Here is a 14,014-nt window from a genome sequence, read left to right on the forward strand (position 1 = left end):
CGTCACTCGATCCGCAGGCCGCCGACCAGTTTGTCGAGGACCTTCTGCGCCGCACCGGCCAGGCTCTCGCGTGACCAGCCGGCGCGGGCGCCGCTGTGGCTCCACAGCACTTTGCCCGTGCCCGCCTCGACCACCCGCAGGCTGATGCCCACCGCCGGTTCGCCGTCCAGGCCATTCTTGTACTGCCACTCTTCGACACTGCCGGACACCACATAGTCGAGCTTCTGCTCGCGGGCCCAGTCCATGGCCCCGGCCAGGCGCTCGCTATCGTCCAGCAGGGCCTGCTCGCCCTGCCCCGGCGCGCCGCTGTAGACCTGGGGTTGCAGGCCGCGGCTGCTGAGCACGCTGAGCAGGATCTGCTCACTGCGCTCGCCGGCCTGGGGCGTCTGCGAATAGTTGACCAGCGGCAACACGCCCCAGCGGGCATTTTTCGACAGTTCCGGGCTGCTTTGACCGGTAAAGCTGGTGCACCCGGCCATCAGCACGGCGGCCATCGCCAGACTCACGCAACGAAGGGATTGCATAAGGTTCACTCCTCTTTGAATTCCATGATCAGCGTCCAAAACGCACGCTGTAGCTGACACCTGCAGTGCCGCCGGATTTGCCGGTTCCGCCTTGTGGCGCCGACTGGTAACCGAAGGTCACTGCCAATTCGTCATCCCCTAGCACCTCGGTGCCGATACCGGTACTGATGGCGTAGTTGATGGTGTTGTCGGTCCACTGCCAGCCGGAGCTGACGTCCACCAGCCAGGTGTACTGCCCGCGCGTGCGGTTCAGCGCCCCCGGGAAGCCGCGGCGCCAGGCACTGCCGAAGAACAGCTGGCCATAGCGTTTCTGCAGCAGGGTCTGGCTGTTGATCTGGCTCGGGTCGTCGAGCTGGATGCCGGCCAGATCGATGCCCCCGCCCAGGGTATTGGCCAGGTTGGGCAGCGAGCGGTTGTTCAGGCTGTTCTGCTGGTAGTCGATGCCGCTGCGCAGTTCCCAGTTCGGACCTTCGAACTGCAGGGTGTGGTCGAACTCGATCTTCAGCGCCTGACCGCTGCCCAGGTCGTCGCCGCCGCGGGTCGAGAACCAGCGCTGGGCCAGGTTCCAGGACAGCTGGTCACGGGCCGAGTAGCGATGCCGGCCGCCGACCCAGAGACCATCCTGCTGGCCGAAGGCACGCATCAGTCCGCTGTCTTCGTTCTTGCGGTGCCAGTCGGCGCCGGCGTCCAGCTCGTTGCCGCTGTCCACCTGCCAGGTACGACTGATGCCCAGGCCGTTGCGGTCATCGTCCTTGCGCAGGCTGCTGTCGAGGATCAGCTTGTAATTGCCGTTCTCCACCTGACGCTGCAGGGTCAGCTCGGTATTGGTTTCAGTGCCCAAGCGCCCCGAGTCCAGGGTATCGCCGCTGTATTGGCCCTGCTCCAGCACCAGCTTGGCGTACCAGTTGTCGTTGAGGTAACGGGCGGCGGTCAGCCGCGGGCCGTTGAACACCAGTCCGCCGTAGTCCTGGCGCTCCCAGGCCAGTTGCACGCCCTGGGGCGTGCGCTCGGTCATCTCGATGGCCTGCCGGCGCAACTGCTCGCGGATCGCTGGCGGCTGGTCGTCACCCAGCGCCGACAGGCCGGTGGCCAAGGCTTCACCGCCGCGCCCGAGGCTGTTCAGGGCTTCGACCTGCTGCGCCGGATCCAGGCTGCCGCCGGCCACCAGACGCTCCAGGGCCTGGCGGTTACTGCCGCGCAAGGCTTCCTGGATCTGTTCGTAGCTGCTGATCTTCAGGCCCCGGCTGCGGGCCCAGGCCAGCCACTCGTCCTTCTGCGCCGACTGATTGAGGTCATCCAGGCGCGCGAGGAATTGATCGAACCACAGCTGCAGCATCGGTTTGGAACCGTCCTGCCATTGCATGGCCTGGTTCTGTGCCTTGCGCGACGAGTAGCTGCTGGCCAGCAGGCGCAGCCAGGTGGCATAGCCCTGAGGCGTGGCGCGGACCTGCTCCGCGGTCACCTGGCGATCGAGCTTGAGCCGCAGGCGCTGGGCCGAGTCGGCATAACCCGCGCTCTCCAGGGCATCGGCATAGGCAGCCTGGACCATCCAGTCCTGCGAGTTGCCTTGCAGGTACAGGCGATACCAGGCCAGGGCCTCGGTATTGCGCCCCACCAACTGGCTGGCGGCGGCGAATGGCAGCCACAGCGTGCTGTCACTGCGGGCCAGGGCGCGCCATTGCTGCAACAGCGGCTTGATCTCGGCGCTGCGGCCCAGGTCGACATACAGCCACAACAGGCGTTCGCGGAAGGTGTTGTCATCCGGGAACCGGCTCAAGCCCAGGCGATACAGGCGCAACGCCTCGTCGCTGTTGCCCTGTTGCACCGCCAGGGCGCCGCGCGCGGCCAGCACCTGGGACTGATCGGAGGCATCCGGGTACTGCTCGGCCTCCTTGAGCAGATCGACCACCAGCGGCCAATCCTGAAGCTCCTGGGCCAGTTGCAAAGCGGCGACCAGGCGCTGCGGATCGTGGCCCTGGCGCCAACTGTCGACGGTCAGCTGCAAGGCCTTGCGCGGATCGCGGGTGCGATACAGGGCAATCAGCTGACTTTCGTCACCGCTGTTGAGCGAGCCCTTGATCGCCAGCATCTTCTCCAGGGCCAGCTGCAGCTCATCGTCCAGTTCCAGGTCCCAGGCCAGGGAGGCGCGGGACTGCCAGTAGTTGAGGTCGTCGATCTTGTTGCCATCGACCGCGGTGATCACCTTCCACGCCGACTGGCTGTCAAACAGCTTGAGGTAGTTGTTGGCCCAGTCCACCCGCTCGGTGCTGGTCAGCGGGTAACGCTTGGCGAAATTCTTCCACACCGCCAGACGCTCCGGGTATTGCTCGGTGTTTTCCAGGTTCTGCAACAGGCGCACCCAGGCCAGCCGGTGCTTGGGGTACTTGGCGACATAGCGGCGCAGCCAGACTTCCGCCTGCTCGGGGGTGCCGCGGGATTCTTCGGCGTACACCAGGGCGTCGAGCTCGACATTGCTCAAGGCCCGGGTGTCCATGATCCCGGCCAGCAGCGGAATGCCGCGGTCGAAGTCGTAGGTCTGCATCGCCAGGCGCCAGGTGTGTTCGAACTGCGCCGGGTCGTGACGCAGCTTGCTCAGGCTGATCCAGTAGCCCAGCGCCGAGGCCGAATCGCCCTGCCACTCGGCGAGATGGGCCATCTGCTCCAGCAGTGCCGGATCCTCCGGGCGCAGGTCCAGCAGTTGCACGCCCACCGCATGGGCGCCGTTCAGGTCGCCGAAGGCCAAACGCTGCTTGAACTCCTTGGCCAGGACCTCCGGGCTGTCGGGCTGCAACTTGCGCCAGGCGCTGAAGAACTGCTCGGCCAGGTCCGAGCGGTTGTGGGCAATCGCCACATCAACGCCCCGGTCCAGCAGCCCGGCATCGAATTCGGCTTGCGGCTGCGCCGCCAGCTCGCGGGCCAGCAGCTCGGCGGCCTGATCGCCACGATCCGCCGCCACCAGGGTGGTGAAGGCTTGCTGCAGGAGCTGGCGACGCACTTCAGGGGTCTGGCCGGCATCGAGCAGTTGCACATAAAGGTCGGCGGCGCGCCCCGGCTGTTCGCTGGCCTGATACCAGCGCGCCGCCTCGGGCAGCCAGTGTTGAGCCTGCTTGGGATCGCGACGCGCCAGCTCGGCGTAGGCATCCGCCGCCAGCCCCGGCGCCTGGGCCGCCAAGGCCAGGGAAGCCAGGCGCTCCAGCTGCGGGCTGGGCAAGGAGCGGTAATCGAAGGCCTTGAAACGCTCGGCCAGGGCCTGCAGCGCGGCGCTGTCGGTGCTGTTGTTCAGCGCCAGGGCATCGAGCTGCAGACGGTAGTAGGCCTTGAGCGCCGGGTCGGGTTGCGGCCACTCGGCCAGGTGTTTCTCGGCCTTGGGGTAGTCACCCAGCTGAATCAGCAGATCCAGCAGCTGGGTGCGCAACTCGCTGTTTTCCGGATGGGCGGCCAGCAGCACTTCGGCATAGCTGGCGGACACCTCGTCCGGTTGGCCACCTTTGGGCCGGAAGGCGTCTTCGTTGCGATAGGTCGCCCACAGCAGCACGCCGACGGCAATCGCCACCAGCAGCAAGGCCCAGGGATTGAGCAGCCGCGCCTGCGGGGCCTTGTTAGTTGCAGAAGAGTTGGCCATCACTCACCTGCTTCAAAGGAAGTTGGAAATGCCACAGGCCCTGTTCGGACTTGCCGGCGTAGCGTTGCCCCTGGACCTCGACCCGACAGGCACTGGCCGAACGCACCGAGAACTCCAGGTTGAATTGACCCGCGAACGAGAACGCCACCTGCCGGTCATTCACATAACGCCAGTCCCGCAGAGGGATGTTCGCCAGTTCCAGGGCCGGACGCGGGTCACGCTCGGGACGCAGGGCCAGCAACGGCTGATCGCTGCTCAAGGCCACATAGCGCCCCTGGGGCAGATCGCGAACCCCGGCCACGCCCCGGGAGCGGCCGAGATCCGGCCAGCCGAGCGCCGGGTCCAGGCGCAGGGTGCGCAAGCCATCCAGGCCGCGCACCTGCCAGTCGCCGTCGGCGGTACGCGCCAGACTGGCCTGGTACAGGCCGTGGACCCGGTCCAGGTAGTCGCTCATCCACAAGGACAGCGGCTGCTGGCCGCGCATGAACTGGTAGATCTCGGTCATGGCCTTGATCGAGGCCTGCTTGGTGCCCGAATAGAAGTGGTAGTACAGGTGAATCCCGCGCAGACGCCGCGGGCTGTCGGTCAGCTCGAAGGTGTCGATCACATCGCGGAAACCGTAATACGGGCCCTTCCAGAGGTTGGTGTACATGTTCTCGTTGATCACCGGCGCGTAGTACTGCAGACCGCCTTCGGTGGGACGCAGCAAGGGGTACAGGCCGGTCAGCGACGAGTTGGCCTTGGTCAGGATGGTCTGCCCGCCGTTGACGTTCTTCAGCCCGGCGGCGTAGGCCATCTTGATGGTGTCAGCGCTGGGCAGCGCGTCCCCCGGCCAGAAGATCAGCTTCACCGGCTTCTGCGCGGTAGTCAGGCGGCTGTTGATGTAGTCCCGCGAGCCGTAGATCTCACGCTTGTAGTCCAGGGTCTTGTACCCCGGAATGTTCAGGCGCAGGCCGTATTCGGCGTGGAAGTCCTCGTCCTTCTTGGCCTTGTCCGGCTGCATGTAGAACGGGTGGCTGTAGGTGTGGGTGGCCACCTCGACCTTGGAATCGGCAAAGATCTCCCGGGCAATCGGCTCCAGTTCCGGGGCGAGGAACGGCGACATGCCCTTGGGCCCGATCTCCCCTTCGATGATCGACACCGAGGTCAGGTACGGGTTGGGCCGGATGTAGTCGTCCAGCACCTGACGCCCGGAATACGGGGTCCCGCGCACTTCGGCGTGGGACGGAAAGCCGTCGCCGTCGATGTGCACCGTAGCGATCCGCCGGCCGTTCTCGGTGGAGGTGTCCGGGCGCGGTTGCGCCGGCAGGTGCAGGGCCTTCTGGATAAAGGCGAACGGGTCGAGAATCCAGCGGCTGCGCTCGACATTGGCTTCCACCACATAAGGCGCCAGGGCCATGCCGCCCCAGGCACCGATGGCTACGGGCGCGTACTTGCCGCCCTTGTCGTCCCCCAGCAGCAAGGCCGGTTTCGGCCCGTCGGGCAACAGCGTGACCCGGGTCAGTTCGCGGGTCCGCGCCACCACCGGTGCTTCGAAGCCACCGATCAGGCTCTTGTCCTGGCTCAGGATCTGCAGGGCGCCGCGTGCTCCAGGCGCCGCCAGGCCCAGCCCCAGGCGCTTGAGCAGCGCGCGGTCTTCGATCGGCAGGCCGGCCATGATGGCCAGCGGCACCTGTTCGTCCAGGCGCTGGCCGATCCAGCGGCTTAAAGCACGGCTGTCCTGGGGCGGGCCGCTGGTCATCCACAGCACCACCCCAGCGTACAAGCCGGCGAAGCTGTAGGACGGCAGGCTGTCATCGGCCGGCAGGTAGTCCACGCGGTAGCCCAGGTATTCCAGCAGGCCGCCGAGCATGCGGTGCCCGGCGTGATCGTAGAGTTCGCCTTCACGCGGGTCATAGAGCATGGCGATGCGCCGCGGCTGCACTTCCACGGTGCTCAGGCCGATCGAGTTGAGGTCCGGGGTGGTGACCACCGGGATAAAGCCTTCCTGACTCAGTTGGCGCGCCAGCTTGCGCGCTTCTTCGCGGCGGCTGGGCGGCAAGTAGTCGATGGCCACCAAGGGAATGTTTTTTGCCCGCAGTGGCTTGAGTTCACCTTCGAGCCAGTTGCGGTCGGCCTCGGAAACCGGCCGATAACGCTTGGCCGCGGCATCCCAGCCGGCATGGATCGATTCGACGGCCACCGCCGAGGCGACGCCGTCGAGTTCGCCCAAGACCTCGAAACCGCGGTTGAAAAACAGTTTCAGGTTGGGCAAGCGGCTGTGCAGTTCCCGCAGGAACGACGCCAGGGCGTGGCGTTGCGCTTCGCGCTGGGCTTCGGGGAGCAACTGGAAACTGTCCAGGGTATCGAGGAACAGACCGGCATAGCCCTGGTCCTGCAAGGCCTTGGCGCGCTTGAACAGATGTTCGCGCCAGGCCGGGGTGGCGATGTCCATCACCTGGCTGTCCCAGGCCTTGTTGCGGATCGCGCTGGCGCCCTGGGTCAGGGCCTGTTTGTCGAGTGCCACGCGGTCGCCGTCGAACTCGCCCACCGACAGGTAGGCGAACGGCTGGCTGCCCAGCTTGCGCAAGGTGGCGACATCCGCGGTGCGCATATGACCGGGCTCGACCACCGCCCACTCGAACTGCGCCAGTTCCTCCAGCGGAGGTCGTTCGGCGTACCAGAAGCCGACGCTGGCAGGCGCCGGCGGCGCGGCCTGTACCAGCGAAGGGGTTACACACAAAGCCAATGCGGTAAACAGGCGCCGAACCATGTTGAAGACACGCCCCCTGCGAAACTCGATGTCCATAACTCACTCTTCAGTAGATCAATCGGCACACCATCAGGCTGTCGAGCTCCGGCTCGCCGGAACGCTCAAGGCCAGGAAGCTAGAGACTGCGGTACAGCTGGGCCAGGCCCTCCCCGAGACGGGTCGGCGTCCCCAGGACGAAGCGCTCGCGCAAACGTCGGTTGTCGGCCTTCGAATGGCGGATATCACCGGGTCGCGCCGCGGCATGATTCACCTGCAGCGGCTGGCCGCTGATCTGTTGCAGGGTCGCGATCAGGTCGTTGAGGCTGGTCACGCCACCCAGGCCGACGTTGGTGGCATCGATCGCCGGTGCAGGTTGCTCAAGGCCCTGGACCAGGATCTTCACCAGGTCGGCGACATAGACGAAATCCCGGGTCTGCCCGCCATCGCCGAACAGGGTGATCGGCCGCTGGCTCCTGGCCCGTTCGCTGAAGATGCTGATCACCCCGGAATACGGCGAGGAAGGGTCCTGGCGCGGACCGAAAATATTGAAAAAGCGCAGGATTACCGGTTCCAGGCCATGCTGGCGACGGTAGAAATCCAGGTAGTACTCGCTGGCGAGCTTGTCAGATGCGTAGGGCGTGAGGGGCGACTTGGGCGTCTGTTCATCGATCGCGGTGCCCTCGCCGTTATTGCCATAGACCGCGGCGCTGGAAGCGAACACCACCCGGCGGATACCCGCCGCGACCATGGCCTCGCAGACCCGCAGGGTGCCGATGAAGTTGCTCTGGTGGGTGCGCACCGGGTCTTCGACCGAGGCCTGCACCGAAGCCACCGCCGCCAGGTGCACCACCGCGTCGCAGCCTTGCATGGCCGTGGCCAGGAGCGTGGCATCGGCGACATCACCGACCGTGAGTTGCAGGCCGTGATGGGTCATAGGCAGATTGCTGGTCTTGCCAGTGGACAGATCATCCAGCACATGAACGGCATAGCCTTTGGCCAACAGCGCATCGACCAAGTGCGAACCAATGAAACCGGCGCCACCCGTAACCAGTATCCGTTCAGTAGACATAGATCATCCCAAGAAAAATATCGTCGCTACGCCGATTCAAGCTAGCACACCCACTGAAAACACCATGGCTAATAGCTGCCATGAGCGTCATGTGCCGGGGTGGCTGTGGTCTTCCAAAGGCTCTAGCGCCTTGGCTTGAGCCGATCCGATGATGTTGGCGTCAAAAAAACATCAATAAAATCAACTGCTCAGCGAGCGCATACTGGGGTGAAAAAGCCATTACGTCAATATTACGTCTAAAAATGCCGACCCTTAAAAATCATTGAACTTTTAGCCAATATGTTGACGTAGAGCCTCGGCAGCCATTCCCGACCACTGAGCGCGCGCGGGATCATGCCTGCGACAGTCCGCCGCACCCGCGGCTGCCTGTGTCGCGATCCAGCGCGGCCACTGCCGCATCGGCGGGCTCCAGGCCAGCACCCTGCAAGCAGGTCACATCGTGCGTCAGCCTGTCGCACCCAGGCCGGGTGGCCCCTGGCAAGACTTTCGATCCAGGCCTGCGGAAAATACCGGCCCGTTACCGTCCCTATCTGCCTTCCCCCCTCTGGCCTGTCCGGCCGGCGATGGCCCCGGGGGAAGTCCTGGCTGTCTGGAAGTTGCCCATGCCTGTTCTTGTCACTTTGCCCCGGGCAAAGAATCCGTGCCCATCCCCTGCCCTGTGGCCGCTGCTGAGCTGCGGCTTGCTCGCCCTGAGTCCGCTGTCCACCGCCTTGGCTGAAACGGCCAAGGTCGAGAACTCGGCCCTGACCCTGGGCACCGTCACCGTCCAGGGCGGCGATGCCGAAGGCAGCGGCCCCTTGAGTACCCGCAGCGTGCTCAGTTCGGTGGACATCCTGGGCAGCGACATCCTGGAAAAGATGCCGGTCAACTACAGCTGGGAGCTGTTCAGCCGCGCGCCGGGGGTGATGCTCACCGAGTTCAACCAGGGCACGACGTCCGGCAAGATCTCCTTTCGCGGCTTCAACGGCGAGGGCGAGGTCAACGCGGTCAAGCTGCTGATCGACGGCATTCCGAGCAACAGCAACGACGGCAACATGCCGTTCATGGACATGATCTTCCCCATGGAGCTGGACAGCATCGAAGTGGTGCGCGGCACCAGCGATGCCCGCTACGGCCTGAACAACATCGCCGGCAATGTGAACATGCTCACGCGCAGCGGCGGCGACTACACCAAGGCACGACTGCGCTACGGCAGCTTCAATACCCAGGAAACCCAGCTGGCCAAGGGCATCGAAGGCAGCAACTGGACCCAGAACTACTTCTTCGCCTACCAGAAGGCCGATGGCTATCGCGACCACGCCCAAGCGGACAAATTCTCCCTGTCCGGCAAATGGTTCTACACACCGGACGACGGCCGCTACCGCATCGGCCTGATCGCCCGGCACTACGAAACCGAGGCCCAGGAACCGGGCTACCTGAGCCAGAGCGATGCCCATCAGCACCCGACGATGAGCAACAGCTACAACGCCACGGACAAAGGCACGCGGCGCATGAACCAGCTCAGCCTGCATCTGGACACGGATCTGGCCGACACCCTGGCCTGGTCGGCCAAGACCTACGTCAACACCTTCGACGATCGGCGCTGGACCCAGTACTGGCGCACCAGCTCGCAGCAGGAGCGCGACACCTACGAAACCCAGTACGGCGCCCTCAGCTCCCTGACCTTGCGCCCGCAAGTCAGCTGGCTCCATGCCTTTGCGCTGGAAGGCGGCGCGGATGTGCAACAGCAGCAGAACCGCAGCGAGCGCTACCGCACCCAGAACCGCGCGCGCCTGGCCCAGACCCGGGATCAGCAGTTCGACTTCGACACCTACGGCGCTTACCTGCAGGCCGAGATCAAGCCGTTCGAGTCGCTGAAGATCGTGCCGGCGTATCGCGTCGACAAGATCCAGGGCGACTTCACCAACCAAATGACCGGCCTGGACTACGACATCAACGACTACGGGCTGATCAAGCAACCCAAGCTCAGCGTGGTGTATTCGCCCTGGACCGTGGCCAGTCTTTACGCCAACTGGGGCCGCACCTTTCAGGTCGGCACCGGCGCGGCGGCGTACAAGATCCCGCCCCGCGACACCGACCTGGCGCCGTCGATCAACGAAGGCTGGGAAACCGGGATCAAGTTCACCCCCACGGACTGGCTCGATGGCCGCGTCGCCTACTGGCGCCAGGACGCCAGCGGCGAAGTCAGCCGCCGGCTCAACGACCCCAGCGGCGAGTCGGACAACGTCGGCGAAACCCGGCGCTGGGGCTACGACCTGCAGTTGAACCTGCACCCCGACGAACGTACCGACCTGTGGCTGGCGTACTCCTGGCAGTACTCGAAAATCCTCAAGCCCAGCGCCACCCTGCCCAACAGCCAGGGCCAGGAAATCGACCACATTCCCCATCACCTGTACAACGCCGGTGTCAGCTACCACCTGACCCCTGTCCTGCAACTGACTGCCTGGATGAACGGCCAGACCCACTACTACCTGGAGCGGGAAAACACCCAGGGCACCTATGGCGGTTACGTGCTGATGAACCTTGGCGCCACCTACAAGGTCACTGAGTCGGTGAGTGTCGACCTGCAGTTGAAGAACCTCACCAACCGCTATTACGAATACGTCTGGTATGACCCGGACGGCGCCAAGGCCTCGCTGCACTCGCCGGGCGACGGCCGCGCGCTTTATACCGGCATCACTTTGGACTTCTGATCAACCACCCTGCCCGGGCGCAGGTCGCCCGGGTCAAGTCGCCCATTTGTACCCACACCTTGATAAGAGGCACCGCCCATGACCGCCTACGGTTCGAAAAAAATCCTCACCACCCTGGCCTTGCTGGCTTCCCTGACCAGCGCCGGTTCGGCGTTCGCCCATGCTCATCTGAAGAGCGAAACCCCGGCCGCCGACACCACCGTCAGCGCGCCGAAGGAATTGCGCCTGGTGTTTTCCGAAGGTGTCGAAGCGCAGTTCACCCAGGTCAAGATCAGCACCGGGAACACGGACGTGGCGATCAAGAGCATTGCCAACGCTGCGGGCGATCAGAAGACCCTGATCGTCACCCCGCAACAGCCACTGGCCCCCGGCGAGTACAAGGTGCAGTGGCATGCGGTGTCGGTCGACACCCACAAGAGTGATGGCGCCTACGGTTTCACCGTCGGCAACTGAGCCTGAGCGTCGCCCATGGCTGCAGCGAGCCCGCAAGGTTGCGGGCTCGCTGCGCGGATGCACTGAATACGCCTGGCCAGCCACAGCAGGGCCAGCGCTTCCGGCACCAGCACATATCCGTAGGCAACCAGCGGCAGGTCCAGGCGCAACCCGAGCGCCAGGAGCGGCAAGCCAATCGCCCATCCCAGCAACGCATCCACCTTGGCGATGGCGACAAACTCCCCCAGGCTCTGCAAGGCCGCGCGCATGGCATTGCCGGCCAGACGCAGCGGCAGCGACAACCCCAGCATCAGCACGAAGCTGCTCCACCACCGGTCCTGCTGGGCATACACCCACTGCCCCAGCCAGGGACCGAGCAGAATCAGTAGTCCACCCAGCAACGCCATGCCCGGCACGCCCAGGCGCAACAGCTGCTTGAGCAGCCGGCGCACCTCGTCCTGGGCAAGCCCCGCGAAGCGCATGGCCAGAAAGCGGATCAACGCCACCAGCGGCGCAAATACCAGCAAGGCCAGGAAGGTTCCCGCCGCGAAGGCATCCAGGCGCTGGGTATCGACCGGGGCAATCTGCGGCGCCGCGAACAGCACCAGGGTCACCAGCCCCAACAGTTGCATGGACAGCAGTCGCAGCCCTTCCCAGGCGCTCTGGCGCAGCACCGCCCTGGCCCAGTCCGCTGCGGGCAGCCAGCGTCCCCGGCCCATCAGCGGCTGCAAGCGCCGTAGCACCCAGGCGCAGGAACCCAGGTGCAGCAGCAGCGATGCCATGAAGCAACCGGCGAAGCCAAACCTCAGGCACTCGATGAACAGCAGGTTGAGCCCAGCCTTGGCCAGCAGCTCGCAGAGTTTCCAGCGCACCACCAGCGGCCCCTGTTGCGAGGCGTGCAGGATGAACGCCGCGCAGCCATTGAGCAGGCGCAACGGCGCCGACGCCACGAACCAGGGCATGGCGCTGAGCAGCAGGGCTCGCAGTGCGGCATCGTCAGCGCTGAGGCCAACCGCCAGCGGCGGATAGGCCAGCAAGCCGACCAGGCTCAGTAGCAGCCCGAGGATTGCCGCCAGCGTCAATGCACCACGCATCACCGGCCCCGCCTGCCCCTCGCGGAGCGCTCGGGCGACCCGGACCGAAACCACCGACCCCAGGGCCATGCTGGCCAGCAGATCGAGCAGCGCCAGACGCGCCAGCATCACGTAGGCCGCCGGCATGCCCGGGGCCTGGTGCGCCAGCATGCCGAGGTCGATCTGGGCCAGCATCTGCGCCACCGCGAAGGCCAGCACCAGGGCCGCAAAACCGGCCCAGAACGCCCGGCTGCGCACCGTCAGCGCGGGCCTGTCCTGCTGTTCAACGCGGGACATCGGTCCAACCGGGAAAGCCGTCTTGCAGATGCCGACTGTGCAGCGTGAAATAGCCAAAGGCCGCCCCTGGCGCCGGCAAGGGTTCGGCCAGCTCGATCTGCTCGATGTCCCTGGCGCCTTCCAGGGTCTGGGTTTTCCAGCCGCAGACCAGGTCCGGCAGGTCCGCGGCGGCGAGGAAGATGCCATTGGCCTCGCTGCGGTCACCGGTGGCCCAGCGCGCCGCCGAGGCGCCCATCAGCTGGTAGCGCAAGGCCGGCGTCACGTGCCGGGCAAAGCTCGATTGCAGCAGCCAGACATCCAGCCACAGGTAGTAGGTCCAGTTCAGCGACAGCCGCTGCTGCGCCGCCCAGCTCATGAACGGGCGAAAGATCGCCAACCCGTCCGGCCCCGTCAGCTGCAGCAAGCCCGGGCAGATATCGAACAGGGTGTGCCAGTAGACCCGCAGGCTGCTGTCGATGCGCACAAAGGCCCGGGAATCATGGGGGTAATCGCCCTGGCGTTGCGGCACGCTCAAGGCATGCAGCAGTTGGCTGTCGGTCCTGGGCAATGGGTGCTCGGTCTTCATGTCCGCGGCTCCATGGGCGAGGAGGGAAAAATGCCCCGCAGCCGTTGCAGGTCGCCGATGATTTCGGCCTCGTCGAAACGGCCGTCGCGTTCGTAGGTCAGGGTTGCCTCGGGACCGTCGAACAGCCCGCGATAGCGTTGCAAGAACCCCAGGGTGGCCTCGGAAAGCACCTGGTCGTGGGTGTCGAGAATCAAATGCGGCTGCAGGATCGACAGGTTGTAGCCGGCGGTATGAAAGTGCGATGAGTGTTCAATCACGCCCTCCCAGGCCTCCAGCGGCACGCCGCAGTTGAGATGGGCACACACCGCATTGGAGGCGTCGAACAGCACCCCGGCGCCGGTATCGCGATAGAGCCGCTCATGAAAGGCCGGAGCGTCGTGGCCACCGTCCATGATCGACGGGTAGTTCTCCAGCAGCAGCTGACAACCCAGTTGCTGCTGCCACCAGTCGACGCGCTCGCGCACCTGCGGGTAATCGCCGACATAGTCGATCTCCGCCAGGTGATACAGCTGCCGCCCGTCGTGACTGAAGCGCGCCACGTGATCGGACACATACAGCGGCCGCAAGCGCTCGATCAGCTCGCGCAGGCGCCGGGCCAGGCTTTCAAGGGCCGGGGTGTCGTTTTCAATGAACTTGGAAAACATGATGTGAAAACCCACCGGCGCGGCAAAGCCTGTCTCCAGTTCATCGATGGGCACGGCCAGGAAGTTGTCGATCAGCAGCTCGACATAGTCGATGTGGCCGCCCGCCAGGAGCTTTCGCACCAGGGGCGCGGTGTCTCCCAGGGTGTAGTTGAAGCCGATACGCATGGTCTTGCACCTCCTTGCTCAAGACCCGCCACGCACGCCGGGCGCCCGTGGCGGGAAGGCTTTTAGTTAACGCCTACCGGGGCACAGCACGAGGCGCAGCAGGCACCGGCGCGACCGGCGATGTGCAGGGTGTGTTTCTTGGCGATCTTGATGCTCATAAGGTGTTGCTCCTTGCTTGATTGAATGGGCGCAGGCGCCC

General features: G+C 65.1%; 10 protein-coding genes. 2 read left to right on the top strand and 8 right to left on the bottom strand.

Annotated elements, in window-relative coordinates; all coding sequences use genetic code 11:
- Positions 1 to 2 precede the first annotated feature (2 nt).
- From GGI48_RS30685 to GGI48_RS30700, 4 genes are all read right to left on the bottom strand, one after another.
- Complete coding sequence (locus GGI48_RS30685; protein ID WP_016963198.1) at positions 3 to 524, bottom strand: hypothetical protein; 522 nt, start codon at positions 522 to 524, stop codon at positions 3 to 5.
- A 28-nt stretch (positions 525 to 552) separates the two neighbouring features.
- A complete protein-coding gene (locus GGI48_RS30690) occupies positions 553 to 4,146 on the bottom strand; it encodes a tetratricopeptide repeat protein (RefSeq protein WP_179601761.1) in 3,594 nt (1,197 codons plus the stop codon).
- On the bottom strand, positions 4,124 to 6,934 hold the full coding sequence (locus GGI48_RS30695; protein WP_179601763.1) for a bifunctional glycoside hydrolase 114/ polysaccharide deacetylase family protein: 2,811 nt from the start codon (positions 6,932 to 6,934) through the stop codon (positions 4,124 to 4,126). The genes GGI48_RS30690 and GGI48_RS30695 overlap by 23 nt, the downstream gene beginning before the upstream one ends.
- 79 nt (positions 6,935 to 7,013) lie before the next feature.
- Positions 7,014 to 7,946 carry an NAD-dependent epimerase/dehydratase family protein gene (locus GGI48_RS30700; RefSeq protein ID WP_179601765.1) on the bottom strand — a complete coding sequence of 311 codons (933 nt, stop codon included), beginning with the start codon at positions 7,944 to 7,946 and terminating at the stop codon, positions 7,014 to 7,016.
- 602 nt (positions 7,947 to 8,548) lie between these two features.
- Between GGI48_RS30700 and GGI48_RS30705 the strand changes: the two genes are divergently transcribed.
- Positions 8,549 to 10,639 (top strand): TonB-dependent receptor, encoded by a 2,091-nt coding sequence (locus GGI48_RS30705; RefSeq protein WP_179601767.1) that lies wholly within the window; start codon positions 8,549 to 8,551, stop codon positions 10,637 to 10,639.
- A 78-nt stretch (positions 10,640 to 10,717) separates the two neighbouring features.
- Entirely contained in the window at positions 10,718 to 11,092 is a 375-nt protein-coding gene (copC, locus tag GGI48_RS30710) for a copper homeostasis periplasmic binding protein CopC (protein WP_179601769.1), read from the top strand.
- Here copC and mbnM read toward each other — a convergent pair.
- The 4 genes from mbnM to mbnA form a co-directional block, all read right to left on the bottom strand.
- Positions 11,068 to 12,441, bottom strand: coding sequence for a hypothetical protein (mbnM, locus tag GGI48_RS30715; RefSeq protein ID WP_179601771.1), 1,374 nt, complete (start codon positions 12,439 to 12,441; stop codon positions 11,068 to 11,070). The two genes, copC and mbnM, sit on opposite strands and share 25 nt — an antisense overlap.
- Positions 12,428 to 13,006, bottom strand: a complete 579-nt coding sequence (gene mbnC, locus GGI48_RS30720) for a methanobactin biosynthesis protein MbnC (protein ID WP_179601773.1) — start codon at positions 13,004 to 13,006, stop codon at positions 12,428 to 12,430. Before mbnC ends, mbnM begins: the two co-directional genes overlap by 14 nt.
- On the bottom strand, positions 13,003 to 13,815 hold the full coding sequence (mbnB, locus tag GGI48_RS30725; protein ID WP_016963190.1) for a methanobactin biosynthesis protein MbnB: 813 nt from the start codon (positions 13,813 to 13,815) through the stop codon (positions 13,003 to 13,005). Before mbnB ends, mbnC begins: the two co-directional genes overlap by 4 nt.
- Positions 13,816 to 13,877: 62 nt before the next feature.
- Positions 13,878 to 13,973: a methanobactin gene (gene mbnA, locus GGI48_RS30730; RefSeq protein ID WP_016963189.1), complete on the bottom strand. Its 96-nt coding sequence runs from the start codon at positions 13,971 to 13,973 to the stop codon at positions 13,878 to 13,880.
- Positions 13,974 to 14,014 lie beyond the last annotated feature (41 nt).

Origin of the sequence: Pseudomonas protegens, from assembly GCF_013407925.2 — a bacterium.
GTDB lineage: Bacteria > Pseudomonadota > Gammaproteobacteria > Pseudomonadales > Pseudomonadaceae > Aquipseudomonas > Aquipseudomonas fluorescens_AP.